A 24,144-nucleotide genomic window follows, 5' to 3' on the forward strand; every position below is an offset into this window, starting at 1 on the left:
TTTTAATTCTGTCATTACCCTAGCAACTTCACTATTTTTGAGGTTAATGCCTCGGGAGCAGCTTGGTGTATGTTGTGGCCGGCGCCGTGAATACTATGGATGAGGATGGGCGCGTGTAATTGCCACTCTTGGGCGAGGGCATGGAACTTAGCATCTTGGTTGCCCGCAAAGAAATGGCACTCACAGGTAAGCTGCAAAGGTACATCCCACATCGATGCTTGGTGTGCGAGTGAGGTGGCTATGAATACCTCTTTAAGCCGCTGTTTAGGATGCAGATCTAATGCTGCAGAACGATGCTCGATTAAGGTTTTTCGTTTGGTAGCCGTCATATCGGTAAATACGGGCTGCTGATACCACAAGCTTAAAAAGTCTTTGCTATTCAGATGCTGTAAACGCTCGGCCCACTGGGTATCATTTTTGGTTCTGGCAAGTTTTTCTTGCGGGTCTGTAAGTCCAGGATGGCAGGATTCGAGGTTTAGGCTCAGTAGTCTTTCTGGATAGGCTTTGGCAAGGTGCAGAGCAATACGGCCACCGAGAGAATAACCGTAGAGATGGAATTGACCAATATGAAGGCCATTCAGGTGTGCCAACACATCTTCAACACATTGGTTAAATCCATCTAATTCGGTTGGCTTCAACTCCCTTTGGTTATCCCCGTGGCCCGGCAGATCAAAACAAATACAATGAAAGTGCTGGCTTAGCACAGGCATTAACGGCAACCAGTCTGTCTTAGTGCCTAAAAAGCCATGCAGTAACACTAAGGTCGGTAGTGAAGAATTGCCGTAACGGGCCATGGTTGGCATTAGCTTTGTTTCACCCACAAGTTGAGCTCGGCGATTTGGTCGCTGGCTTGTGTTTGACTTACATTGACTTCAATGATCGAAGCCCCCTGAAAATCCAGCGCTTCATTATAGCTATCTTGAAAATCGGCTAAATTATCCACTTGATTATAGGGTAAATTAAACATAGCTGCGGCGTAGCCAAATTCTAAACCGTGGCTGAGTCGATAATAATCGCTACGGACTTGTTCATTGGGAACGGGCAATAAGTTGAAGATGTTACCGCCATCGTTATTGAGGATCACGATCACCAGCGGGCTGGTTAAGCCTTTAGCGATGGCCAGCGAGTTAAGATCGTGCAGTTGTGATAAATCACCGATGATTAAACTCGTGGGTTTGCCTTCATGGGCCGCAATACCGCAGGCGGTGGCGAGTAGTCCGTCAATACCCGATGCGCCACGATTAGTATAAGTGGTTGCCGTACAACAACTGACAGGGGCATACATGTCGTACAAGCGTACAGGCAGGCTGTTGCCGATAAAAAGCTGTTGTTCTAGCGGACGAGTATTGGCGATGGCCCGCACAACTTGTGCTTCACCAAATTCCCCTTGGTCGATATTGCGCACAAATAAGTTATGTAATTCATCGTTATAGGTGATTAGGGTATTCGCCCAGTTTGCTGAGGATGAGCGATACCAATTTAAGGCCGCAAACTGCTGTGCATTCGCGTGCCAAATGTGTTTAGCATTGTGGCTAGGGTCAAGCCTGTCTTGTTCTGGTAAAACCTGCCAATAGCTGTGCCAATTTTGCTCGGCGAGATAGCCTATCAAGCGTTTTGATAATAAACGGCCGCCGAATACGAGTACACGATCCGCTTCCTGCAATAGATTGCGCGCCTTTGGATGTTGCAACAGTTGATCAATATTACCTATCGCTGCGGGATGCTGACGCAGTTGCGACTGGGCATCGGTAAGTAATGGCCAGCCGATTTTTTGCGATAGGGCAATTAGTTGCTGTGGATCTTGTTCAGGCGTGAGAGTACCAACAACGATCACCCCTTTACCGTGGACGAACCGCATAATGGCATCGTCACTTGGGCTGCTCACCTGTTTGCTCTTACCGTATTGGGTATACGGTCGTGCGAGCTGCAGCCAAGTTTGCAATGGTTTGAGGTAAGGTGATTCGGCATCGAGAATCGCGCCACCGAGTTCACTCGGATACAAGGGCTCACGGTACATGCAGTTGATATGCACTGGGCGAGTTTGATTCGCCACCGCTTCATCCACTGTGGTAAGCAACGCTTGCGGTGCGATATGTATATCCGGTGTTGGCAAATTCACTTGAGTGGCGTAATTCGCAAAAATTCCCGGTTGGACTATGGCTTGATTGGCACCGCAGCCGAGTAATTCTGGCGGACGATCGCCACTTAAGACGATTAAAGGTACATGGGTCAGCCACGCCTCCACAATGGCAGGGTACAAGTTGGCGACTGCTGTGCCTGAGGTTGTAATGATGGCGACCGGTGCGCGGCTAGCTTTTGCTAGACCTAAGGCCATAAAGCCGAGCCCACGCTCGTCGAAATGTAAGTGACGCTGGAGTTTAGTTTGCTGGGCGGCGGCGAGGGTTAACGGTGTTGAGCGCGAGCCCGGCGCCATACACACATGTTGCACGCCAAGACGTGCTAACTCCTCAAGAATAAGGGCGCCCCAAATAAGATTAAGAGTGGCTGTATTTTCGGTCCGCATAGCTGAATCTATTAGGATAAAGATGGGCTTAGTGTAACGTGTTTATGCTCCAAGATGTATGCTTGGTTTAACAATTCTCGAGTGGATCGCATGGGGGCTGAGGTGGAGCCTAAGCTAAGGCAGAGGATGCCTATCACCTCGTGTATCGGTGGTTTGTTGTTTGGATATGTTGAGCTATTGCTTGGCTAGATAATACGATCGACGATTTTTTTAATCTCTCCGCTTAACCATTTCAAGTCCTCATTGATTGCATTAGGCTGATTTTTTTGCACTAAGAAAATCGTTGGCGTTTCTGTATCTGCATATAAACGTTCTGCTTCATACTGCGATAGTTGACACGTATGCAGTTCAGGAATATCACTCACCATTTCGTAAACTATCCGATAAGGCAATAGGGAGACTGCATTACTTTCGCCTAGATATTCAAACAAACTTGAAATACTGGTAATGGTAATTTCAGTATTGAGTTTAATGCCATTCGTTATGCAAAACTCTTGGTATGGACTCAATTTGGTGCTGGGATTACCAAGATCCGTATTGACATAGGGGTATTCCGCAATCGTTTCTAGGGTGATTTCCCGTTTAAAAATAGGATGATGTCTGCTAGCAATCAGGTAGAGTTTGTCCATACGTTGCAATTCAGTCGTTAGCAGTTTATCGCCGAAGGCGGCAACATCGGCAGCACTTTTATTGCAACAAATACCTAGGGTTGTATCACCATTAATAATGTCTTGAGTCGTATGCATAGACCAAGGGTTTATATTAATGTGCATGGTTTTTTGCTCTTCTTTAATAGCCTGCATCAAGGCTTTAGGAAAGGTGTAGGCAATTAATCCTGGCGCTGCAATTTCGACATGTGTCTTAACTTGGCGAGTGTTTGCTATTCTGGCTTTTTGAAACTTATCAGTACACTCAATTGCTTCTTTTGCAATTGGATATAAATGAGTAGCAAACTCATTTGGGAATAAGCCATATTTACGACGAATAAATAACTCATCACCAAAAATTTCCCGTAGATTTTTAAGGCTACGGCTGATTTTAGGAGCTGGAATGTCTAGCGCTTTCGATACATAGGTTGCTGACTTGTTCTCATATAATGAAACAAGTATTTTTAAACTCAGAATATCGAGGCCATCCATGTTACTAATGTGCATTTTTTATATTCCTTAATATTGAGTAAATACTTAAATCAACGCCTAATTATGGTGCTAATTAATAATTTTAATGTGAAACTAATCCCAAGTTTTGGATCTAGATTTTATCTATGTGTATCAAAGGTTTTTTTGTTTTATTTTTAATATTTAAAATGGTTTTTCATAAAATTTAAAATTTCAAAAACTGATATTTACATATTTAAAATGCAAATACTGAATTATCAAGTATCAATATTTGTATTTAAGATTTACATAATTTTGCAATGTGACGCGCAATGTAAATCATTGTTTATATTTAAGTTGTTATTTGCAAGTGTGACGTGTGTCAAGAAAAAATAAGTGTTTTCAAATAATACTAAAGTTGCTTTAAAGGAGATAACAAAAAATAAATTAGTTTTTGGAGGCGTGTATGAATACTTCAGTCATTCTCAGCTATGCGTTTATGTACTTCGTACTATTCGTAGCAGTACCATTCGTGTTTGTGATGTTTGTCATGACTTGCATTAAGTTTTTTAAAGCAGGTCCTGATGAAGCCGCACATCATGAGATGAAACTTAAACCAGTATTGTTTGATAAACAAAGCTTCAATTTTTTTAAATCATTAAAAAAAGTTGTTGAAGGTAAATACGATGTTTGTTGTAACGTGCCATTAGACACTGTATTTGAGATGGACAAACATGATACGGAATTAAATCATGAATGCCGACTCGATTATGTATTGATCGACCATGATTCATCTGAAGTGAAAATGGTGATCAGTGATTTTGGCAAAGAAACGAACTCACCACTGAAAAAACTGTTTAGCAAATTCAATATCAGCTTCATTGAAATGAACCAGCATAAACAGTGGGATACTCAGAGTCTTAAGCAAGCCTTGGCTGTGTGATCTTGACCGTCGGGTTCGGAATTATCCGAACTCGACCCCTTCTTTACCTTCCTACGGATAAATGTGAGGACTTCCTATGTCCAAAAGACAATGGCTGTGGTCGTTACGCTTAGGTGCTGCTGCGTTGCTTTTAAGCTTTTCTGCAATGAGTGCTGAGCCAGCCAATCAAATTAACAGTGATGCTTGTATGAAGTGTCACAAGCGTAATGGTCAAATGTTAGGGCATCATGGTCAAGATGCGATGAAAATGAGCTGTTCTTCCTGTCATGGAGAAAAGGGCGATCACCCTAAGAAACCGAATGATATGGTGGTCTTTGGTATGGAAGAATCGTCGGATCTGACGGTTCAGCTGAGAGTGTGTCAGAAGTGTCATACCAAGAAAAAACTCAGTGGAGCAGATTGGACGCATAACGTACATGCTCAAAAAGTGCCTTGTGCCGCCTGCCATAAATTACATAGCCCAACGGATCCAATGGCGGATATGACGCCGAAGGTTCGCAGTGAGCTATGTAGCAGTTGCCACACTGGCAAGCAGGAGTAAGGTTATGGAAAATTCAAAAAGAAGATTTCTAAAAGGCACCTGTGCCTTATTTGCCGGCGCTACAGGTGCATCATTACTCGCCACAGTGAATGCATCGGATAGTGTTAAAGCAGAACCTGATGTCAAATATGCACTTATTCATGATGAAACTAAGTGTATAGGTTGCCAAGCGTGTGAGGTGGCTTGTCGTGAAGTGAATAATGTACCCGAAGGTGTGTCTAGGCTTCAAATTAAGCAAGCGGGTCCCTTTGGCGAATACCCTAATCAGTTTTATCACTTTAGTCGCAAGTCTTGTCAGCATTGTGAAGACGCGCCCTGTGTAAATGTATGTCCAACTGGAGCTGCATTTATTGATAAAGAAACGGGTATCGTTTCTGTCGATGCATGGAAATGCGTAGGTTGCCAATACTGTATTGCAGCTTGTCCTTATCAAGTCCGTTTTATTAATCCTGTCACCCATGCGGCGGATAAGTGTGATTTCTGCCGAGAAACTAACCTAGCTCAAGGTAAACAACCTGCCTGTGTTGCTGCTTGTCCAACAAAGGCACTCGTGTTCGGTAATTTAAAAGATCCGACTTCTGAGGTTGTTCAAGTTCTGCGGTCTAATCCAACCCAGCGCACTAAGGTTGATCTTGGAACGAGACCTAAATTGTTCCGTATCGTTGCAAAATCAGGGGAGGTGATACTATGAGTGCCCTACATTTTGATACCTTAGTGTGGCATTGGCCGATTGCAATTTACCTGTTTTTAGCAGGTGTATCTGCGGGAGCCATGTTCTTCGCCGTACTGTTGAAACATTTTGTTTTGAAGCAAAACGCCTATCAGTCTGGTTTTGTGCGAGCCGCTTGTATTGTCGCGCCTGTAGCTGTGATGGCCGGGTTAGGGATATTGGTCGCAGACTTAACTAAACCTCTCGATTTTTGGAAGATTTTGGTGTTCTACAACCCTAAATCTGTCATGTCGATGGGCGTGCTTATTCTGCTGATTTACCAAGTATTCATGTTTATGTGGATTGGTTTAACCTTCCGTAAACCTGTTGATGCTTGGTGTGAAACACGCTTTCCTATTGTGCTTAAGTTGACCGCATTATTGGCTCGATTTGAAGCGACAATTACAGGATTGCTCGTGATTCTATCCTTGGCATTGGGCGCGTATACAGGCTTCCTGCTCTCGGCCTTGCCAGGCTATCCCATGCTTAAAAACCCTGTGTTACCTCTGCTGTTTTTGGCATCTGGTTTGTCTTCCGGTGCGGCATCATCTTTACTCGGTGGCGTGTTGATGAATGGCAAACCTAATGACAAAGAGGTGCACTTTATCCACAAGGTTGAAATCCCACTGATTTTAGTCGAAATCGTGCTGATTTTTACCTTCTTTATGGGCTTAGTGCTAACAGGTGGACAGAGTAAAATTGCCGCCTTTAATGCCTTAGGGTATGGCTTCTGGGGATGGATTTTCTGGCTTGGTATTATTGGACTCGGTTTGTCTGGACCATTGGCGATGAATCTGTTTATGACGGCGACATCTAAACGGAAATGGGCCTACGTGGCGGGGACGGCTTGCTTGAGCTTGATCGGGGTATTACTGCTACGTAACTTCATACTCTATACAGGACAAATGACGATCGCTTAATGCGTACCGTTAATTAATGACGAAAAAATCATAATAATCAATGGAATCGACGGATCGCGGAAACAATGTCAAAGGAAAACATTGTAGATGAGGCCCTTGCGGCGCTGGCTGAGCTCTCAAGGGTTAAGTCTAGCCGCGGTTGGTTGTGTAACAGGGAGGTCGCTGGGCAAGGATGCCATATTTTACACTTCAATATTTTGCCCTGCCTCCAAACGGGCCTCGCCACCTTATTCCTAAGGGTGGCGTTTCTTGTTTTAGGGAGGCACGATTTACTCGCCGAGGTTATTAATCCATTCACTCATTACCACATGGGTTTTGATCTTGATGATGTCAGTGTGAGTGTCGATATACTCACGGATCTCATGCAGGCGGCGCATCGAGGGCGCATGCACGTACACGAGTAAATCCATATCACCAGAAATACCACGGCAGGTAATCACTTCGGGGATCGCTTGGAATACGTGTACCACGTCGGCGCAACGTGGACATTGATGCTGGATTTCGAAATAAGCCGATACTCCTTCTTTTTGCGACTCACTCAAGAGCACTTGATAGCCACGGATCACTCCAGTTTGTTCGAGCTTTTTTATGCGCTCGGCAACCGCACTACGGGATAGATTGACCTGTTCGGCGATATTCGACACGCTCTGGCGCGCATCCTGACGCAAACTATGAATGATGGCCGTATCGAATTTATCCAAGGGTGACTCCAGTGAAAATGGCTATATTGAATCTGTGTGTTATTTTGCCATTGGTTTGAATAACCACAGAATTTGCTGAGTATTTTTGCTTAAAATTTTACCAAAATTTAAGCTGGCCGTCATTTTGATGGAAATAACGTTATTTGCCGCGATTTTGCCGGTATTGGACGTGGAGAACACTGAAATTAACGGCAGATTGTAGGGCGAAATCTCATTATACTGACAGCTCAAAAACCACAGAATATTAACAGATGAATTCAAATAGCGGAACTATAGGTCGTTGGCAAGGTGCGGGTTTAATGGCGACCACTTTGCTCGGTACAGGGGTATTTATTTTGCCTCAGATGACTATTGAAAAAGCGCATTCTGGCGCCTTAGTCGCATGGATCTTGTTAACCTTGGCCATTATTCCAGTGGCACTGGTCTTTGGTCGTTTAGCGAGTGTATTTCCCCATGCCGCAGGCCCCGCTTACTTTGTCGAAAAAGCCTTTGGTCGCACTGCTGGTCGAACAATTGGACTGATCTTTTTACTGGTTGTGCCCATGGGGGCACCGGCCGCGATTTTGATGACCTTCCAGTTTGTGAATGCCTTAATACCGATATCGGGTTGGTCCAAGGTTGGTGTTGAAATACTCGTGATTTTTGGCTTGTTTCTGATTAATTTAAGAGGCATCCAAGTGTCGGCTAAGCTGCAATTTGGCCTGACACTTTGCATTGTCGCCGTTGTTGTGGTCTTGTTTGGTGCGAGTAGTTTTCAGCAAGGTCATCTCACGACACTTGCTAGCCATGGTATGCCTGAAATGCCGACCGTGATGATTGCCGCTGGCATCGCTTTTTGGAGTTTCTTGGGTATAGAAGCTATGACCCATCTTGCCGATGATTTTCGTCGTCCGCAGCAAGATATGATCCCCGCTATGATGATGGGCACAGTGCTGGTGGGCGTGATTTATGTGGCTTGTACACTTTTACTGCTATTAGTGCCGACAGATAAAAGTGTCGCCATGATCGGCGTGTTTGACCAACTGCTCGGTGGTTACGGCGCACAAGTGATTGGTGTGTTAGGTATTGCAAGTGGATTGGCAACCGTTAACGTGTATGCGGCCAGTGCGGCACGTTTAGTGTGGAGCTTTAGTTGTGAAGGCATTTTACCGCGCTTCTTTGCCGTTAAGAATGCCCACGGAGTGCCCATTCGAGCACTTGCTGCGCTGTTATCTGTGATGGCAAGCGTGATCGTACTGACTTACCTTACCGGGCAAGAGTTAGAGCACCTTATTGCATGGAGCAACGGCGTATTTGTGGTGATCTATTTGATGGCTATGCTCGCTGCCGCTAAGTTATTACCACGGCACAATTGGCCGCTGGTGGCGCTGGGTTGTGCGTTTTGCTTAGTATTAGGTTTTGCCCTAGGTGCAAGTATGTCCTATGTGCTTGTGTTGATCTTAGTGGTCGCGCCATTTTTGTGGTGGCAAAAGACCCATATTAGTCGCAAACAAAGTTTGGCGTTACCTGAGTAATATTCGACCCCTCTGGGGCTCAATCAACATGATGGGTTAATTAAGAAAGCCCCGAACTCTTTATTGTCATAAGAGTTTGGGGCTTTTTTGTGTGGCTTAGTGGATTTCGAAACTGGATATGATTGAGTGCGACTAAATTGAATGAAATACAGAGGTAAACCTTAAGTCTGATGGCCGCCAAGCTTTGTTGCCGAAGGACTGCACATTACTGATATTTAATGTATCTCGGTGAGCGAGGCGATAACTTGTGTTCTATATTTTGATCATTCATACGGAAGGAGAATAAATATGGATTCAGCTGCGTTGCTCAATCGTGTCGATGAGTTACCTAGGTTACCTAAGGCGATCAGTGAATTGTTAGATGCGGTCAATGATGACAATGCGACAGTAAAAAGCATTGCCACTAAAGTTTCACACGATCCCTTAATCAGCGCTAGGGTGTTACGCCTTGCTAATTGTGCCCACTATGGACGCAGTCGAGAGGTTGGCACTATCGATGAAGCTGTTGTGCGTCTTGGGATGCAAACCCTACGAACCTTAGTGCTCGCATCGGCGGTGATTGGTGCAGTCCCTAAGTGTGAAGGAATAGATTTAGCCCAGTTTTGGGGGCAAACCTTTGAGATTGCGCTTTATAGTCAAGAAATGGCAAAGCGTTGTGGCGCAGTCCCAGAAGAGGCTTTTACTTGCGGTATCTTACATCGTATTGGCGATCTATTGATTGCGGCAGTATCGCCTGAAGATGCGGCGAAAATTGCCGAAGCTGTGGCGCAGGGTAAAGATAAGCATCAGTTTGAGCGCGAGTTACTCGGATATGATTCCCCGGATATTGGCGCATTGCTAGCGAAGAATTGGAAGTTTACACCAGCGTTAGTGCAAGGCATTTTGTATCAAGACCACCCTAAGGATTCAAACCCATTTTCAAAACTTGCTGCGTTATTATGCTTATCTTACAAAGTTCTAGATGAGTGGGATACGATTGAGGATGAGGAGAAAACCAGTTGGTTATCTCAATTAGCGACTAAGAAAGGATTGAAGATGGAGATGGGCGGGCTAAGGACTAAATTGACTGAATTACACGGTTCGGGATATGAGATCGGTAAAGCGTTAGCTTAGAATTTTGTTTCGCTTAGTGTTTTGGTGAGTAGGGCTGCAGTAAAAATATTTTTAGCCAAAGAGCGATATCAATTTAGTCTTAAGAAGACCATCGCGTGAATGGGGAACAGGTGTTTCGCATTCACGCTTTTTTTATGGGCTTTTGTTGATTTGCACTTTGACTGAATAGCGGATGTGGCTAGCCAGTTTGTTGGGTTGCAGCTATGGCAAGATTACGCATTTGGATCAACTCGCTGTGTTTGAGGTGCAACAAATCGGCGGTGCGTCGAATGATCTGGTCTTCATATTGGGATAGCTGGCCATCGGCGTAGGCCAGTTGCCACATTGCGAGCAGCAATTGCTGCTTTTGCGCTAGGCTAAATTCAGCGTTAATGGCTGAGGTGAATTCAAAGAGTGAGGTCGCGCTGCCTTGTACGCTTTTAGCTTCATCAATCAGTATCTTAGCGTCTACTTCTGACATTGATAAGGTATCGGTTAGCAGCTTAGGTAATAAGGCTTCTTCCTCTGCCGTTAAGGTCTCATCGGCAAATACGACTTCAAGTAACATACTCGCTGCGGCCAGTTTAAGTTGATGTGCCTTGTCTTCAGGGGAGACTGCTTGAGTATGAGCTTCAAAAAATCGTCTTAATTTCGCAATCATATTTGGCGGTTCTCATGCTGGAGGGAATATAAAGTAGAGTCGATTGGGAAGTGAAAGTTCACCCTAAACCTTGTATTGCTTAGGGTGAGGTAAGACTGAATTACAGTAGCGAGTTCAGACCTTTCACCAGTAAGTCTGAGGTGCCTTCAGTGCCATTGGTATCTAAGTAAGACTTAGCTATGTTGATCATTGGCATTGCTAGATCTTTAGAAATGCCCAATTTTTCAAAGGCGTCTAAAACCATAGCACTGCCTTGCAGTGATGAACCTAAATCACCCGCTTTGGATAATAAGCCAGAAACACCCGATTTTGAGTCCAATTTAGGCGCGGCGGCGAGCAAACTATCGGCATTAGGAATGCTGGCAGCCAGTTTTGAGTAGTCGGTTGTTCCTAGGCTTGATTGCGCTAAGCCTAATAAACTGCCTAAGCCACCTTCGGCTTGAGTTTGGTTTAAACCCAATTGTGACATGACGCTGCCAACTAAATCATTCGACTGAGTTGCCGCTGCTGTAGTGGTCGCTTTTTCAGTTTTGGCTTGAGTTCCTGCCAAGTTATCTAACCAGCCTGCACTGGCGGGCGCCGCTAAAATACAAGTGCTGAGGAGGATAGAGAAGGTCAGAGTGTGTTTCATATGGAAGCGTCCTTTGATGGTTTGCGCACGAGTTCGCTGGACAGTTTAGCGGGTTTGTCACTTTTGTTGCAGTAGTTTTCTGTGATTTACGGTTCACACTGGTGATTTCTACTGTGCATTGCCAAGGGATTTTCGGTATCCTTAGCGGCAATTCTAAGTGTTAATTCATTTCAATTATTTGGAAAGTCGCATGTCACTATCCGCAATTTTGTCAGAAGCCTATAACTTCTTCCGTAATCATCTGGCGCAACTCGCTATGCTGACGATCCCATTACTCTTGATCCAAGTGGGGATCCAGTTATGGCTTGGTATAGAGATGAGTAAAGTTGATCTAGAAAACCCACAGTTTGGCGCGCCGCATATGATCGCCATGATGCTGTTACTACTTACTTTTTCGGTATTAATTGCCGCTTTGACTCTGTTTTTAGAACTGCGCTCACAAGGGCATAGTCCTTCAGCGGGAGTGGTGTTGAAGGCGAGTTTACCTTTTGTTCCACCATTATTATTGGCTGGGGTGTTTTCTGGTCTAGCGATTTTAGCACCAGTGATGCTGTTTGCCGCCTTCGGTCCTGTGTGGCTGGTAGGATTGGTAATTAGCTTCTATCTCTTTGCGCGTTTAGCCTATGTTAACTTTATGGTTGTGGTTGAGCGCTTAACACCTCTAGAAGCGATTAAGGGTAGTTTTAGTTTTAGTGGTCCTATCGTACTAAAAACCATTGCATTATTGATGTTATATTTACCACTCTCAGTCATAGGTAGCCAGCTTTCTGGGTTAGCGTCCATGGGCGGATTACCTGTGCAAATGTTAGCGGATACTTTTATGTCTTTTATTGGATTATTCGTTAACGTTGCTTTGTTCCGCTTATATATGGTGTCGAAAAAACCAAGCGTCGAATAGTGCAACATCAATTCAGCCTGCAGGGAATCACTCATGGGGACGAAAACAGTCATTAAGGATAGTGAGTTTATCCACGATTTTTCGGTCTCCTTGAGTGATGATTACCTCAAGGCTAAAAGCTATGTGCAGGATGTACCGACACAGTCGCTGCTACACATTCGCAGTTTTACCCATAAACTTACAGAGTTACTGGGGCAAGATAAGCAAATCGCGTTTTCCAGTCCGAATTTATACGATAGGATCGAACAGCTAAATCAGCGGCGCGTGATTGATGTGAAGACCACTCGTGCCTTGCATCGATTGCGTGCCGACGGTAACCGCGGCGCTCATCCTGAGAAATACCATCTCACCCAAGAACAATTACTCGCGCTAGCGCAAAAATCCATTAAAGATGTCCTGACTTTAGTCGAGCACTTATATCCTAAGGTTAAAGGTCGAGTTGCCCCTGCCTACTGTTATGAAGCGACTGACGCAATGACTGTGAGGGACTTATGTTACCGCGCGGTGATGGAAGATGACCCGCAAGCGCAGTATTTGGTGGGGATATCGTTTAAGACCAAGGCTTTGATACTGAAAGAACAAGAACTGCTCAAAGAGCAAGAACTTGCGGCAGAAGCCGAAGCTATATCAAGCCAAGATTTATCCACAGTTTCACCTCTAAATGTCATTTCTCACATTAGCGCTGCTGGCAGTTTTGCCCGGGCGGCCTATTGGTTTTCCCTTGCGGCACCTAAGCACATGGAAGCCTTACATGAGCATGGCGTAGCACTGATCCACGGTTATCAAGGCGCGCCAGAAGTGGCTAAAGGTGAACAGATCATTGCCACTGCAGCAGCAGCAGGTGTGGTCAATGCGATGGCGTTATTGGGATATTTTTATCTTGTAGGCAGTGAGTCGTTTCAACCCGACAGCAAGTTAGCACAGCAATATTTACAAGGTGCGGCAGATGGCGAGCAAACCGAAGCGATGGCGAATCTAGGTGTATTGCATTACCAGCAAAAGAACTTAACTCAAGCCTATCATTTTATAAGCAAAGCCGCGCAAGCAGGTTATCCCCATGCTCAGTATCATTTAGCATTAATGCTTGCCAATGGAGATGGTTGTACTCGAGATATGATTGCCAGTGAGCATTGGATGGCCGAAGCTGCCGAGCAAGGACAACTCGATGCTATGCTCACGCGGGCGCAACATATGCTCAATGATGACAATGCCTTTGGCAGTGATTTGACTCAAGCTGAGGATTATTTGCGCCAAGTGATAAAATATAGCCACAGTGTGCCTGCGATGATTGAGCTGAGTATGGCACTGGCCGACGGTATCTTAGGACGAATTGATGTCGTTGGATCTGCTGCTTTGCTTAAGCTGGCACGGCAAAATGCCAATAAAAAAGAGGCGGATATTATCGAGCCTCTGTGGCGTTCACTGGTATTACAGATTGAAAATGTGCTTGAGGTAACCCAAGATCCCGCCGAAATTCATAGCCTTAAACGCGCGCAGACCTTACTCGCTTGAGCGCAGTTTTGCTTCGATTGAACTAGTGTTCATCCTCTTTATGCTCAAAAGTGCGCCCTTGATGGCGTGCCGCATTAGATTCCCTAACAATAGTGTCAGATCCATAAACCTGACTCTGCGGCTCCTCTGTCGCGTGGGCATGCTGCGTTGCGTTTGCCTGAGCCTGATTAAACTTAGCCAACTGACGTGCCATATAAAAACGGCTAAATAGGACTAAACAACCGAGCGCAATGGCGCCAAATAAGAGCACGAAGGGCAATAAAAATAGTGATAAACAAATTAGGCTAATGCTAATTGCCATCGCTAACCAAGCCCGTGGGCCAGAAATTCGGGTCTGCAGTGGGCTCTGTTGGAACTGTTGAAAAATCATAAGAACTCCTCGATAGGCAGTGAACATTTAGTGTGCAATAGCGAGTGCGTCTAGGTCACGTTAATCTTGATTAATTTACTTTCTTTTACTCCGGAGGCCATTTTGGTGTTGCGCATTACTTTGACATGTGATCGTATGCCTATCTATATGTTGTTGCTCGAATAACGGTTAGTTAATTATATGTGTTTGCTAAAATCTTTTTGATGTAAATCTGAGCAATTTCTTTGCTAACTGTACATAATATGAGAAAATTCAGCTCAAATTTAACTGCAGTTTTAACTCAGTTAGCCGCCTTATTATATTGGTTGTAAATGTTCGTTCGACCCGCTCAAACACCCTCTTGTTTCACTGCTTTGTTAATTAATTAGACGCCAACATGAACTCATATTCGCTCAAGCAAAAAATTCTGTTCTCTGTCGTGGCAGCCCTTTCACTCGTGATTGGTTTGTTGTCATGGCAAAGTTATTCCAGCCAAAAATCCCAGCTGTTACAAAACAGCCTAGAACAAGTGCAGCGCTTAGGTGAACAGCAGGCTGAGCGGATCCAAGAATGGTTGGCTGGCCGCCAAGATATTATGGGAGCCCTGGCGAACAAAGTTGAAGGTGACAGCCTCAATACACTTCAACAAGCACAGGCATCGGGCCGTTTTCAGCTGACCTATTTTGGCTCTCAAGCAGGGCAAATGTTGGATTCTGATCCGAGTATTGATCGTACGGGCTATGATCCTCGCAGCCGCCCTTGGTATCAACAAGCCATCAGTGAGCGCGGTCTTATTTTGACAAAACCTTACGTGGATGTTGCCTATAACATTCTGGTTGTGACTATGGCACAGCCTACCGCACAAGGTGTTGTGGGTGGTGACTTATCTATCGCAAGCCTAGTTGACGGTGTTAATCGGATGAAGTTACCGGCAAACGGTTATGCCATCATGATGCACAAAGATGGCACAGTGATCGCTTATAAAGATCAAGCTAAGACGATGAAACCTATAGGTGAAATCGACAACGAGCTTAATCGCAACTTACCAGAACAGAGCCGTGCAGCGGGCACTCTGTTGCCTATGTATTTTGAAAATGAAGGACGTGACAAATTAGTCTGGAGCGTTGATATCCCTAATACAGATTGGGAATTAGTGTTAGTGCTTGATAAGGAAACGCTAGAAGCGCCATTGTCTAACCTATTACTCACTCAATTGGGTCTCTCTGCACTCGTACTGTTGCTGAGTGTGTTAGCCATTTCTTGGTTAGTTGGCATGTTACTGGGTCCTCTGAGTCGAGTATCGCAAGCTCTTGCGCGTATTGCCGATGGTAATGGTGATTTAACTCAACGTATTTCTGTCGACACTCAAGATGAAGTGGGCGTGCTTGCCGACAGTTTTAACCGCTTTGTGGGCAGTCAACATCAGCTGATCAGCCATATTCGCCAATTAGCGAATGAGTTAGATGCCGATGCTGAACGTAGTCTTACCACCACGCAAACTTCAGTTGCGGAGTTACAACGTCAACAGCAAGAAGTCGCTATGGTCGCGACTGCGGTAACTGAAATGGCGAGTGCGACTAATGAGATTGCAGCCAATGCTGAGAACACGGCAACAGCGGCTCAACAGTCTGCAGCGAGCAGTTTACAGGGTAAAGAGTTAGTGAATAAAACTCGTAACTCGATTAATTCACTCGCAGATGAAGTGACTCAAGCAACGGATGTTATTGGCGATTTAAGTCGTCACGCTAAGTCTATCTCGAGTATTCTGGCGACAATTCAAGGGATTGCAGAGCAAACTAACCTGTTGGCGCTTAACGCAGCCATTGAAGCGGCGCGTGCCGGTGAGCAGGGTCGTGGCTTTGCGGTCGTTGCCGATGAAGTTCGAGTACTGTCACGTCGTACACAGGATTCGACTCAGGAAGTACATACCACGATTGAAACGCTACAACGGACTACTGCCAGAGCAGTCAGCTTGATGGAAAGCAGCCAAGCATTAGCGGGTCATAGCGTAGAGGATGCCAATGCGGCGGCGAAAGCCCTTGAAGAGATTACGCAAGCGGTCAATGTGATTTCAGATATGGCAGGCCAAATTGCTACCGCAGCGGAAGAACAGACTCAAGTGACGGGTGAAATAACCCAGAATACGGTTGCGATTAAAGATGTGACCGATGAGATTACCGCATCGGCCATGGCAGATTTGGCACAGGCGAGGGGCTTAAAAGCTCGCGCTAATGATCTGAATGCGCAAGTCGCGACATTTATTCTGTAATCGCTATTCTTAATAGCGTGCCTCGATATTAGCCCGATAAAGCCTTCGCTTTGTCGGGCTTTTTACTGGCCGTTTTGTCGTGTTAAAGCATTTCTGTGGGATTGAATAACTTAGCCACACTTTGACAAATGGTTTCTCTAATCCATTTATGCCCTTGATCTTCATCATTTCTTTGATGCCATAACAGCACATAGGCCATTGGCATAAATTCGAAAGGCAGTGGCAGTTGTTTGAGCGGATAAAGTTGGCAGGCGTGACGGGCAAAGCTCGACGGCAGAGTGAAGATTAAATTGCTATGGGCACAAACGCTGGCGGCACCATAAAAGTCGGGTACAGTCGTGCTGATCCGGCGTCTATGCCCAAGATCGGCAAGAAAGTAATCCAGTGCCCACCAATCACTACCTTCACAACGAACCTGCACATGGGCCATATCGAGGTAAAGGGGTAAATTCCATTGTTCTGAGGTGAGCGCCGCCATCAGCGGGTGATCCTCTCGCACTAAGCAGACTTGTTGATCGGTAAATAATGTTTGATAGGCAATCCCTTCGGGCAGGCGATCCACTTGAAAATCCGACAGTGGATGCAAATCTCGCCCTGAAATGCCAAAGTCGATTTGCCCTTGCTGCAAATCCTGCATCGATTTTTCGGTCCAGACATAGGAGTCGAGTTTGACGTTGGGTGCCGTGGTCAGCATAGGGCCGATAAAATATGGGATTAAGGTTTCATAGGCGCTTTCCACCATGGCAAAAGAAAATTGTCGATTGCTACTGGCAGGATTAAAGGTCGGAGGCTGAGTGAGTTGATACAAGTCTTGCAATATATTCGGTAGTTTTTGCCCAAGAATGAGGGCGTGCGCTGTGGGTTTTAAGCCATGCGCCGTGCGCTGAAATAGGGGATCATCTAAGGTTTCTCTGAGTCGATTTAAGCTCTTACTGAGGGCTGACTGACTTATATGTAATCGGCTGGCGGCGCGAGTGACACTCTGTTCCTCTAGCAGCACTTTGAGTATGACCAGCAAGTTCAAATCGATTCTGGCTAAGTTGTCGATATTCACAGATATTCCTCAGAGGAAATTTACTTTGGAAATTATACCATTTCTGTTCATACCTTGAGTTAATTAAAATAGCGCCCACTGAAATACCTTTCCCTGATCAACTGAGATTATTTATGCGGCGCAATCTGTTACCTATCCTGATGTCTATGGTGCTGCTCAGCCCATTAGCCATCGATATTTATTTACCTTCAATGCCAACTATGGCGACAGAATTCGCCGTATCTGCCAGTGATGTGCAATCCACGCTCGTATTGTTTTTATTCGCCATGGGCTTAGGCCAAGTGTTGATTGGGCCATTAGCCGACCGTTATGGCCGCCGTCCTGTGGCCATTTTCGGGGTCTTACTCTACGGCGCAAGTAGTCTTCTCGCTGCCGCGGCCATCGAGTTTCATTGGTTACAGATTGCTCGTGTGCTGCAAGGTTTAGCCGCCTGTTCAACTTCTATTGTGGTGTTTAGTGCAGTGCGCGACTGCTACTCACAAAAAGAAGGCGCTAAAATTTACAGTTACTTAAATGGCGCGATTTGCGTGATCCCAGCTTTAGCACCAACCTTAGGTGGCTTGTTAGCGATGCAATTCGGCTGGCGTTCAACCTTCGTTTTCATGACGTTATATGCCATGTTGATGATGCTCGTTGTTGGTTATCGCTTACCTGAGACTCGTCCAGCCAACACTGTTACTACTGGCCCACTTTACCGTTGGGGCAGATTCAAACCTGTACTCGGTAACACCCACTTTTTGTTTTATGCCTTTGCTTGTATGTCGGCTATGGCGGCTATTTTGAGTTATGTGTCTTATGCGCCTGTGTGGTTGATTGGGCATTTAGGGGTTTCTGAGCTAGCGTTTAGTGGCTTATTCGGGCTCAATGCTGTGTTTAATATCGTGGCCTGTTTTGCGGCACCGATCGTCATTCGCAAACTGGGTAATCGTCCAACGGTTATTTTGGCTCTGTCCTTACTCGTTTTGTCTTCAGTGGCGACAGTGGCGGGGCAACAGTTTGGTCCAAATACAGGGATGGCAGCAGCTTTTAACTTTATGTTACCTATGATGTTGTTATGTGTGGGATTTGCCTTCTTACTCGGCCCCGCGACGAGTATGGCGCTGTCAGCTTTCGGTGAGCGAGCGGGGACTGCCGCGGCTATGCTAGGTTTTATTCAGATGAGTGGTGCATCCGTTTTAGCTGGACTTATACAGCAAACGAATTTAACTGCACCTTACGCAGTGGCACTCGTCATGGGTGTGTTTTCTATCGGTTTATTGTTGATGATGGCGCTGAGTCGATTCGACCACTGGCACCAAGAGCAGTTAGTTGGCGAGCATTAGTTCGCGGCACTGATTAATTACAGAGTACACCCTTTACCCACAGTTTGTTTGACCGCGAACTGTGGGTATTTTTTATTGTGTCTAATACCCTTTTATCCTTTGGTATACTCGTAAAATAACTCACTAAATCGAGGGTAAAGCTTGTCCCGTCACTATTGTGCTATCTGTCGTTATCCGCAAAATGCTTGCTTATGTGCGAGCGTTCAGCCTATCTCTCCAATGACTCAGTTGGTGGTTTTACAGCACCCGAGTGAAGTCGAACATAAAAAGAATAGTGTGCGGGTATTGAGTCTTGCTGTACCTAAAACGCAAGTTTATGTGGGTGAAAGCGAGTCTGATTTCAACGGTTTACGGGAATATTTAGCGGCGTGTAATAAGCCTATTTATCTCGTCTACCCCTCTGCGTTAAGTGTAAGTGTTGAACAGCAACGTATTAATCCTGATTGTATATTGCTGTTGCTCGATGGCACTTGGCGTAAGGCATTCAAAATGCTGCAACTGAATCCTTGGTTAACCCAGTATCCTGCGGTGCATTTGGCTGAAGGTTATGAATCGCGCTATCGGATCCGTAAATCGAGTCGTAGCGATAGTTTATCGACCTTAGAAGCTTGCGCTTATATGTTAAGCGCCCTCGATCCTACCCTTGATGTTCAGCCGTTAATGATGGCATTTGATGCTATGGTGGAATTGCGGATTAAGGCGATGCCGAGTACAGTGCAGGTTCGTTATCAGAACTCAAATGAATCCAGTGGTAAGGTATAGTTGATGAGGTTAAGGCTATTGAGTCTTAGATTTTTTAAGTATGAATTAGTGCTTTTAAGTTATTGAGTTTTGAGACTCCGTACGAATTAAAATAGTCAAAATCTTATTCAGATCACGCTAACGTAATGTGAAATACGGTTTAATAACTAGGATTCATTTGCGCAGCAAATGATGAGATAGCTTTGCCAGCCAATTGCTTTGCAGGGGAGTGATTCCATTCATTACTATTAGTAAATGGCGTGCTGGCAGGGCTATCGAGCTTAAATCGTATGTTTTCTGCAAGAAAATCTTTCCCCTTAGTTCGCGCCCCATCAAAATATTTCGATAAAACCTTAGCGAAATCTTTCGTTTTCCGTTGTAAACGTTGAGAGCGATAATTTGGTACGCAAGTCGGATTATCGAGCCGATGCGAACATCGGCAGTCCTAAATCTGTTCTAGGCTAAGCGTTTTTCAGCAAGAAAGGCTTGGGTGAAGTTTTCAACTGAACTCGGGTAGCCAAATAGAAATCCTTGGGCGAAACCTTGGCCCATATCTGTCATTATGTCTTTTTGTTGTTGAGTTTCAATACCTTCTGCGACGAAGTGAATGTCGAGTGCTTGTGCGAGTTGCACTATAGCATTGCAGAGCTTTTGTCCTGAGACTTCGTTTAAGCGCAAGGCAAACTCGGCATCAATTTTGACGCTGTCTATTGGCAAAGTCCCTAAGCGACTGAGTGACGATAACCCAGTCCCAAAATCATCGATGGCAATACTGACACCTAACGCTTTGATACGATTGAGTGTGAGTCGTGCTTGCTCCGGTTGTCGTAACAATGCCGATTCGGTAATTTCTAAAATCAGTGCTTCAGCAGGTAACTTCGCAATTTCTAAGGCATTTATCACTTGGTCGATAAAATCTAAGTGTTCTAATTGCAGTGGTGACACATTGACTGAAATTCTAAAGTCGGGTTGATAATGTGCTCGCCAGAGGGCCGCTTGTACACAGGCCTGTTCTAATACCCATTGGCCAATGCTGACAATTAATCCTGTTTCCTCAAGCAATGGCACAAAGTCGGCAGCTTCATAATATTCTGTCGGTGACTTCTGCCAGCGGAGCAGGGCTTCGGCAGCAATAGTTTGATTTGTGTGTAAATCGACTATGGTTTGATAAGCGAGAGTGAATTGTTTTAGGCTATGCGCATGTCTTAGGTTATTGATTAACTGTAATTTTAACTCGGCTGCTAGGCTCATCTCCTTATCGTAAAACACGAGATGCGGTAAGCTCTTTTTAGCGCAATACATGGCAGTATCGGCAAGACTAATCAGCTGTCCCGCTTGGTTACTGTGGGTAGGAAATAGCGCGATGCCTATGCTGGTGCCGAGGAAGAACTTTTGGCCTTCAATTTCAAAGGGGCTCTCAAATAAGCTGAGAATCTGTTCTGCAAACAGTTGGATTTCATCTTTGCAGCTACAGTCTTGCAGCACTAAGGTAAACTCATCTCCGCCCATACGGGCTATGTCGGCCTTTTCGATACAACCTGCTTCGAGTCTGGCGGCGACGAGTTGTAATACTCTATCGCCCATGGAGTGACCGAAGCTGTCGTTGATATTCTTGAAACCATTGAGATCTAAAAACATCAACGCCCCCAGTGCGAGGGGATCAGTTTTAAGTTTTTCGAGGGCACTATTGAGGATCTGTTTGAGATGGAACCGATTAGGTAATCCAGTCAAGGTATCGTACATAGCCCGAGTTGTTAGCTGGGTTTCTAATAGTTTTTTAGTACTAATATCACTGAAAATATTCACATTATAATGAGCATTATCTTCAGTGACGATTTTACGACTGCTCTGCCAAGCAGGAAAGTTACTGCCATCTGAACGTCTTTTCCATGTTTCGCCCTGCCAAAATCCCCTTTGTTTCAAGGCGATTTGGCATTCGGTTTCTTCCCCCATATTATGGGTTCTTACTTCTAAAAATTCAGGGGTTTTACTGATGAGCTGCTCAGCGCTATAGCCGCAAATACGACACATGGCTTTATTGACAGCCAAAATTTGATTATCAGTGTCAGTGATATACACAGCTTCGGCACTTTCTTCGAGCGTGGTCGACAAAATTTCTTTGGGAATATGAGCAAAACCATCAGAAATCGTTTCGCGCATTTGATTGCGGCGATTAAGAGCTTGTAATTCAACGAGTACCACGGGCTGTTGTTGCAGATAACAGCGATAGAGATTAATTCGAGTCGGCAGTTCATTGCCTTGTTGGCTCATGTGCAGCCAGTTGAATTCAACATTATTGCCTGCAATGGCTTCGAGGATCATTTCCCGTGCAAATTCAACACTATTGCGGCCTGAAGATTGGATCCTCGGAGAAAAATCATAGGGAGTCGCATTCACAAAAGCATCGTATTCAGTCTCAAAATAACTGAGGGTGGCTTGGTTGGCACTAATAAAGCTAAAGCCTTGAATTAAGGCTAAGGGGGTTTTATGGGGATGTGCTTGCCAGAGAGACAGCTTTTCTTGCAGTACAGGATCATCTGTACTGAGTTTCTTAAGTAAGTGTTGCCATCTGATCATTCAGGATACTCCCTTGTGACGCAAAATAGTCACATCCCATTTTTAGGTCTTCGTTGAACACGAAGTTGCCCAATAGTACATCATTCCAATGGGGTTAAAAATAAACCTAATTGTTGTTTCACTCAAATAGAAATTTAAAAAGTGTAGTTTAAGACTTGTATTCAAGCATATTTTTTAAGAACACCTGCTGCATATTTCAAGCTTAGGCAGATTTTATGCTATGTTTTGCACATCTTGCGTGAATTGGCTTTTATCATTGATTCATTCAATTATCGAATACAAGGAGACATGGAATGGCGTATTTATTTAAAGTGTTAATCTCTAAAATATTAATATCGCTAGTCCTCATCTTTAGTTTTCATCTCGCGTTAGCGAATGCCGCCGAGGCGCCAAAGCCTAGATTGACCCTAGAGCAAAAAGCCGATAAGGCTCGCATCGACTCACAGCGATTAGAACAGGCTCAATTAGAAAAGGCCCGTCAAGCCACTAAAGAGACGGCAGAGCGGGAAGATAAAATTAAGCAACAATCTCAAACCAACGATTGGGAAGCGCAGCAAAAACTTAAGGCACAAAAACAGTTCGACGAAAGAGAAAGTCGCGAGCAAAAATATTTACGGGAAGCAAAAGAAGCCGCCGCAAAAGAGCGTAAAATCCCTAAACCTTAATCAGGCCATCGACACAGTCGATTTCAGCTAGTCAGTGCTAGCATTATTTGTGGGCATTACGACTATTCTCATTACTATGCACCTTACTATCCCTAGGAATTGTTGTTGAATATCTGCCCCTTATGTCATGGCGTTGAATTACTCGCTTATCATCAAGATAGGAAGCGTAGCTACCAGCAATGCCAAACCTGCCAACTGGTGAGCGTGCCTTCTGAGTTTTATCTTTCGGCCGAGGCAGAAAAAGCCGAGTACGATAAGCACGAGAACCATGCCGATGATCTCGGCTATCAAACATTTTTAAATCGCACACTTGAGCCACTACTTAGCCGTGTTAGCACTTCGGCCCAAGGGCTCGATTTTGGCTGCGGAGAAGGTAAGGCATTGAGTCTAATGGCAAAGGCGCGCGGTTATCAGATAGATAATTACGACCTTTATTACGCCAATAACCCAGAAACCTTAGTCCGCCAATACGACTTTATTACCTTAACCGAAGTCATAGAGCATGTGAGTGATGCTAACGCTCTGCTTGAGCAGCTAAATAAGCTATTAAAACCTAACGGCATTTTGGCTGTGATGACCAAGCGGGTACAAAATCAAACCGCATTTGCCAGTTGGCACTATAAAAATGACCCTACCCATATCAATTTTTACGCCGAAGCGACCTTTGAATGGCTCGCCCAGCACTATGGCTGGCGATTAGAAATTATCGATAAGGACGTAGTCTTCTTGCATAAAGAGATGCATAAAGGAATTCATCAGTCGAGTTAATGCTGTTGTCGCTTAAATGTACTTATCATCAATTTGTGACGCTATAGATGCCTGATTTTCTATGGGTTTTGTTGTAATGCCAGTGGCTATTACTAATACCTCAAGCTCTGACTCAAGATTAGGGTTAGCCGTTAGCCCGATAATCACTAGGGCATCGTGGGGGGCGTTGTTTGTTTAGCACGCCTATCTGATTGTATTAACTGAGTTCTATGGTGTTCCTCGCGACTACACGCACAATTGCCGCTAGTGCTTGGTCTATATCATCGAGTAGTGGATGTTGCACCAAACGTTTACTCGTATTCTGCGTGTGGTTTGCAAGACGCTCGACTAATTCGTTCACCGATATTTTGCGGGGCGAGCGAGGGTTCAAACTGAGTAAGGGTCACTTGACGCTGAAAATTAGGCTGTATATACCCGTGATCAATGAAGATGCTTGATTTTCAGTGAAATGAGGATCAAGCTAACGATTATGAAACTACTCCTTACTCCTGAACAAAAACAAGTCCTAGAGACCCAGCATGCTCAAACGCGTGACGGGCGTATTCGTGACCGCATCAAAGCAGTACTGCTTGCATCCGAAGGCTGGACCCCGGCAATGATTTCTCAAGCATTACGCATTCATGAAAGCACTGTACGTAATCACCTTGCCGATTACA

General features: G+C 44.9%; 24 protein-coding genes. 14 read left to right on the forward strand and 10 right to left on the reverse strand.

Going from position 1 to position 24,144, the window contains the following annotated elements; translation table 11 throughout:
- Window positions 1–14 precede the first annotated feature (14 nt).
- The 3 genes from menH to L5M38_RS11350 all read right to left on the reverse strand — a co-directional run bounded on the left by menH (window position 15) and on the right by L5M38_RS11350 (window position 3,678).
- Window positions 15–803: a 2-succinyl-6-hydroxy-2,4-cyclohexadiene-1-carboxylate synthase gene (menH, locus tag L5M38_RS11340; RefSeq protein ID WP_263179138.1), complete on the reverse strand. Its 789-nt coding sequence runs from the start codon at window positions 801–803 to the stop codon at window positions 15–17.
- Complete coding sequence (gene menD, locus L5M38_RS11345) at window positions 803–2,524, reverse strand: 2-succinyl-5-enolpyruvyl-6-hydroxy-3-cyclohexene-1-carboxylic-acid synthase (RefSeq protein WP_219251859.1); 1,722 nt, start codon at window positions 2,522–2,524, stop codon at window positions 803–805. Before menD ends, menH begins: the two co-directional genes overlap by 1 nt.
- Before the next feature lie 185 nt (window positions 2,525–2,709).
- The gene (locus L5M38_RS11350) at window positions 2,710–3,678 is read right to left on the reverse strand and encodes a LysR family transcriptional regulator (protein WP_263147469.1); all 969 of its coding nucleotides are present in this window, start codon (window positions 3,676–3,678) and stop codon (window positions 2,710–2,712) included.
- A 409-nt stretch (window positions 3,679–4,087) separates the two neighbouring features.
- Between L5M38_RS11350 and L5M38_RS11355 the strand changes: the two genes are divergently transcribed.
- From L5M38_RS11355 to nrfD, 4 genes are all read left to right on the forward strand, one after another.
- The gene (locus L5M38_RS11355) at window positions 4,088–4,564 is read left to right on the forward strand and encodes a DUF2726 domain-containing protein (RefSeq protein ID WP_113940283.1); all 477 of its coding nucleotides are present in this window, start codon (window positions 4,088–4,090) and stop codon (window positions 4,562–4,564) included.
- A 76-nt stretch (window positions 4,565–4,640) separates the two neighbouring features.
- On the forward strand, window positions 4,641–5,105 hold the full coding sequence (locus tag L5M38_RS11360; RefSeq protein WP_105250595.1) for a cytochrome c3 family protein: 465 nt from the start codon (window positions 4,641–4,643) through the stop codon (window positions 5,103–5,105).
- A gap of 4 nt (window positions 5,106–5,109) precedes the next feature.
- Window positions 5,110–5,796: a 4Fe-4S dicluster domain-containing protein gene (locus L5M38_RS11365; RefSeq protein WP_105250594.1), complete on the forward strand. Its 687-nt coding sequence runs from the start codon at window positions 5,110–5,112 to the stop codon at window positions 5,794–5,796.
- Window positions 5,793–6,734: a cytochrome c nitrite reductase subunit NrfD gene (nrfD, locus tag L5M38_RS11370; protein WP_105250593.1), complete on the forward strand. Its 942-nt coding sequence runs from the start codon at window positions 5,793–5,795 to the stop codon at window positions 6,732–6,734. The genes L5M38_RS11365 and nrfD overlap by 4 nt, the downstream gene beginning before the upstream one ends.
- 269 nt (window positions 6,735–7,003) lie before the next feature.
- Here the strand turns inward: nrfD and L5M38_RS11375 are convergent, their stop codons facing one another.
- Window positions 7,004–7,435, reverse strand: coding sequence for an Lrp/AsnC family transcriptional regulator (locus L5M38_RS11375; protein WP_006079646.1), 432 nt, complete (start codon window positions 7,433–7,435; stop codon window positions 7,004–7,006).
- 251 nt (window positions 7,436–7,686) lie between these two features.
- On the opposite strand from L5M38_RS11375, the gene yjeH reads away from it, so the two are divergent.
- Both yjeH and L5M38_RS11385 read left to right on the forward strand, forming a co-directional pair.
- Complete coding sequence (gene yjeH / locus L5M38_RS11380) at window positions 7,687–8,949, forward strand: L-methionine/branched-chain amino acid transporter (RefSeq protein ID WP_113940284.1); 1,263 nt, start codon at window positions 7,687–7,689, stop codon at window positions 8,947–8,949.
- Window positions 8,950–9,237: 288 nt separating this feature from the next.
- Window positions 9,238–10,062 (forward strand): HDOD domain-containing protein, encoded by an 825-nt coding sequence (locus L5M38_RS11385; protein WP_131525752.1) that lies wholly within the window; start codon window positions 9,238–9,240, stop codon window positions 10,060–10,062.
- 178 nt (window positions 10,063–10,240) lie between these two features.
- Here L5M38_RS11385 and L5M38_RS11390 read toward each other — a convergent pair whose 3' ends face one another.
- A complete protein-coding gene (locus tag L5M38_RS11390) occupies window positions 10,241–10,702 on the reverse strand; it encodes a TerB family tellurite resistance protein (protein WP_105250590.1) in 462 nt (153 codons plus the stop codon).
- A gap of 100 nt (window positions 10,703–10,802) precedes the next feature.
- On the reverse strand, window positions 10,803–11,333 hold the full coding sequence (locus tag L5M38_RS11395; RefSeq protein WP_168827259.1) for a DUF2780 domain-containing protein: 531 nt from the start codon (window positions 11,331–11,333) through the stop codon (window positions 10,803–10,805).
- A 190-nt stretch (window positions 11,334–11,523) separates the two neighbouring features.
- Between L5M38_RS11395 and L5M38_RS11400 the strand changes: the two genes are divergently transcribed.
- Both L5M38_RS11400 and L5M38_RS11405 read left to right on the forward strand, forming a co-directional pair.
- The gene (locus L5M38_RS11400) at window positions 11,524–12,231 is read left to right on the forward strand and encodes a hypothetical protein (protein ID WP_105250588.1); all 708 of its coding nucleotides are present in this window, start codon (window positions 11,524–11,526) and stop codon (window positions 12,229–12,231) included.
- A gap of 33 nt (window positions 12,232–12,264) precedes the next feature.
- Window positions 12,265–13,743 (forward strand): DUF4145 domain-containing protein, encoded by a 1,479-nt coding sequence (locus L5M38_RS11405; RefSeq protein ID WP_263179141.1) that lies wholly within the window; start codon window positions 12,265–12,267, stop codon window positions 13,741–13,743.
- A gap of 22 nt (window positions 13,744–13,765) precedes the next feature.
- On the opposite strand, the gene L5M38_RS11410 is transcribed toward L5M38_RS11405, so the two are convergent.
- Window positions 13,766–14,113 carry a hypothetical protein gene (locus L5M38_RS11410; RefSeq protein WP_173497987.1) on the reverse strand — a complete coding sequence of 116 codons (348 nt, stop codon included), beginning with the start codon at window positions 14,111–14,113 and terminating at the stop codon, window positions 13,766–13,768.
- 376 nt (window positions 14,114–14,489) lie between these two features.
- Between L5M38_RS11410 and L5M38_RS11415 the strand changes: the two genes are divergently transcribed.
- Entirely contained in the window at window positions 14,490–16,361 is a 1,872-nt protein-coding gene (locus L5M38_RS11415; protein ID WP_263179142.1) for a methyl-accepting chemotaxis protein, read from the forward strand.
- A gap of 82 nt (window positions 16,362–16,443) precedes the next feature.
- Here L5M38_RS11415 and L5M38_RS11420 read toward each other — a convergent pair whose 3' ends face one another.
- Window positions 16,444–17,415, reverse strand: coding sequence for a LysR family transcriptional regulator (locus L5M38_RS11420; protein ID WP_113940290.1), 972 nt, complete (start codon window positions 17,413–17,415; stop codon window positions 16,444–16,446).
- 113 nt (window positions 17,416–17,528) lie between these two features.
- Here L5M38_RS11420 and L5M38_RS11425 point away from each other — a divergent pair, with 113 nt between their 5' ends.
- Both L5M38_RS11425 and L5M38_RS11430 read left to right on the forward strand, forming a co-directional pair.
- The gene (locus L5M38_RS11425; protein WP_113940291.1) at window positions 17,529–18,737 is read left to right on the forward strand and encodes a multidrug effflux MFS transporter; all 1,209 of its coding nucleotides are present in this window, start codon (window positions 17,529–17,531) and stop codon (window positions 18,735–18,737) included.
- A 141-nt stretch (window positions 18,738–18,878) separates the two neighbouring features.
- Complete coding sequence (locus L5M38_RS11430) at window positions 18,879–19,499, forward strand: tRNA-uridine aminocarboxypropyltransferase (RefSeq protein WP_263179143.1); 621 nt, start codon at window positions 18,879–18,881, stop codon at window positions 19,497–19,499.
- A 435-nt stretch (window positions 19,500–19,934) separates the two neighbouring features.
- On the opposite strand, the gene L5M38_RS11435 is transcribed toward L5M38_RS11430, so the two are convergent.
- Entirely contained in the window at window positions 19,935–22,055 is a 2,121-nt protein-coding gene (locus L5M38_RS11435) for a putative bifunctional diguanylate cyclase/phosphodiesterase (protein WP_263179144.1), read from the reverse strand.
- A gap of 293 nt (window positions 22,056–22,348) precedes the next feature.
- Between L5M38_RS11435 and L5M38_RS11440 the strand changes: the two genes are divergently transcribed.
- Window positions 22,349–22,720, forward strand: a complete 372-nt coding sequence (locus L5M38_RS11440) for a hypothetical protein (RefSeq protein ID WP_263168522.1) — start codon at window positions 22,349–22,351, stop codon at window positions 22,718–22,720.
- A 105-nt stretch (window positions 22,721–22,825) separates the two neighbouring features.
- Window positions 22,826–23,488, forward strand: coding sequence for a class I SAM-dependent methyltransferase (locus L5M38_RS11445; RefSeq protein WP_263168519.1), 663 nt, complete (start codon window positions 22,826–22,828; stop codon window positions 23,486–23,488).
- A gap of 196 nt (window positions 23,489–23,684) precedes the next feature.
- Here the strand turns inward: L5M38_RS11445 and L5M38_RS11450 are convergent, their stop codons facing one another.
- Window positions 23,685–23,828: a hypothetical protein gene (locus L5M38_RS11450; protein WP_217363206.1), complete on the reverse strand. Its 144-nt coding sequence runs from the start codon at window positions 23,826–23,828 to the stop codon at window positions 23,685–23,687.
- A gap of 129 nt (window positions 23,829–23,957) precedes the next feature.
- Between L5M38_RS11450 and L5M38_RS11455 the strand changes: the two genes are divergently transcribed.
- Window positions 23,958–24,144 (forward strand): helix-turn-helix domain-containing protein (locus L5M38_RS11455; protein ID WP_263177942.1); only part of this gene is annotated, 187 nt, incomplete at its 3' end.

The organism is Shewanella sp. SM101 (genome assembly GCF_025654465.1).
GTDB classification, from domain to species: Bacteria; Pseudomonadota; Gammaproteobacteria; order Enterobacterales; family Shewanellaceae; genus Shewanella; species Shewanella oncorhynchi.

What these genes read in the sequence shown, in the direction of transcription:
- L5M38_RS11415 (WP_263179142.1), top strand. Translation starts at nt 14,490, where the DNA reads ATGAACTCATATTCGCTCAAGCAAAAAATTCTGTTCTCTGTCGTGGCA.
- menH (WP_263179138.1), bottom strand. Translation starts at nt 803, where the DNA reads ATGCCAACCATGGCCCGTTACGGCAATTCTTCACTACCGACCTTAGTG.
- L5M38_RS11400 (WP_105250588.1), top strand. Translation starts at nt 11,524, where the DNA reads ATGTCACTATCCGCAATTTTGTCAGAAGCCTATAACTTCTTCCGTAAT.
- L5M38_RS11395 (WP_168827259.1), bottom strand. Translation starts at nt 11,333, where the DNA reads ATGAAACACACTCTGACCTTCTCTATCCTCCTCAGCACTTGTATTTTA.
- L5M38_RS11365 (WP_105250594.1), top strand. Translation starts at nt 5,110, where the DNA reads ATGGAAAATTCAAAAAGAAGATTTCTAAAAGGCACCTGTGCCTTATTT.
- L5M38_RS11405 (WP_263179141.1), top strand. Translation starts at nt 12,265, where the DNA reads ATGGGGACGAAAACAGTCATTAAGGATAGTGAGTTTATCCACGATTTT.
- L5M38_RS11360 (WP_105250595.1), top strand. Translation starts at nt 4,641, where the DNA reads ATGTCCAAAAGACAATGGCTGTGGTCGTTACGCTTAGGTGCTGCTGCG.
- L5M38_RS11440 (WP_263168522.1), top strand. Translation starts at nt 22,349, where the DNA reads ATGGCGTATTTATTTAAAGTGTTAATCTCTAAAATATTAATATCGCTA.
- L5M38_RS11435 (WP_263179144.1), bottom strand. Translation starts at nt 22,055, where the DNA reads ATGATCAGATGGCAACACTTACTTAAGAAACTCAGTACAGATGATCCT.
- L5M38_RS11410 (WP_173497987.1), bottom strand. Translation starts at nt 14,113, where the DNA reads ATGATTTTTCAACAGTTCCAACAGAGCCCACTGCAGACCCGAATTTCT.
- L5M38_RS11355 (WP_113940283.1), top strand. Translation starts at nt 4,088, where the DNA reads ATGAATACTTCAGTCATTCTCAGCTATGCGTTTATGTACTTCGTACTA.
- L5M38_RS11385 (WP_131525752.1), top strand. Translation starts at nt 9,238, where the DNA reads ATGGATTCAGCTGCGTTGCTCAATCGTGTCGATGAGTTACCTAGGTTA.
- yjeH (WP_113940284.1), top strand. Translation starts at nt 7,687, where the DNA reads ATGAATTCAAATAGCGGAACTATAGGTCGTTGGCAAGGTGCGGGTTTA.
- L5M38_RS11350 (WP_263147469.1), bottom strand. Translation starts at nt 3,678, where the DNA reads ATGCACATTAGTAACATGGATGGCCTCGATATTCTGAGTTTAAAAATA.
- L5M38_RS11425 (WP_113940291.1), top strand. Translation starts at nt 17,529, where the DNA reads ATGCGGCGCAATCTGTTACCTATCCTGATGTCTATGGTGCTGCTCAGC.
- L5M38_RS11390 (WP_105250590.1), bottom strand. Translation starts at nt 10,702, where the DNA reads ATGATTGCGAAATTAAGACGATTTTTTGAAGCTCATACTCAAGCAGTC.
- nrfD (WP_105250593.1), top strand. Translation starts at nt 5,793, where the DNA reads ATGAGTGCCCTACATTTTGATACCTTAGTGTGGCATTGGCCGATTGCA.
- menD (WP_219251859.1), bottom strand. Translation starts at nt 2,524, where the DNA reads ATGCGGACCGAAAATACAGCCACTCTTAATCTTATTTGGGGCGCCCTT.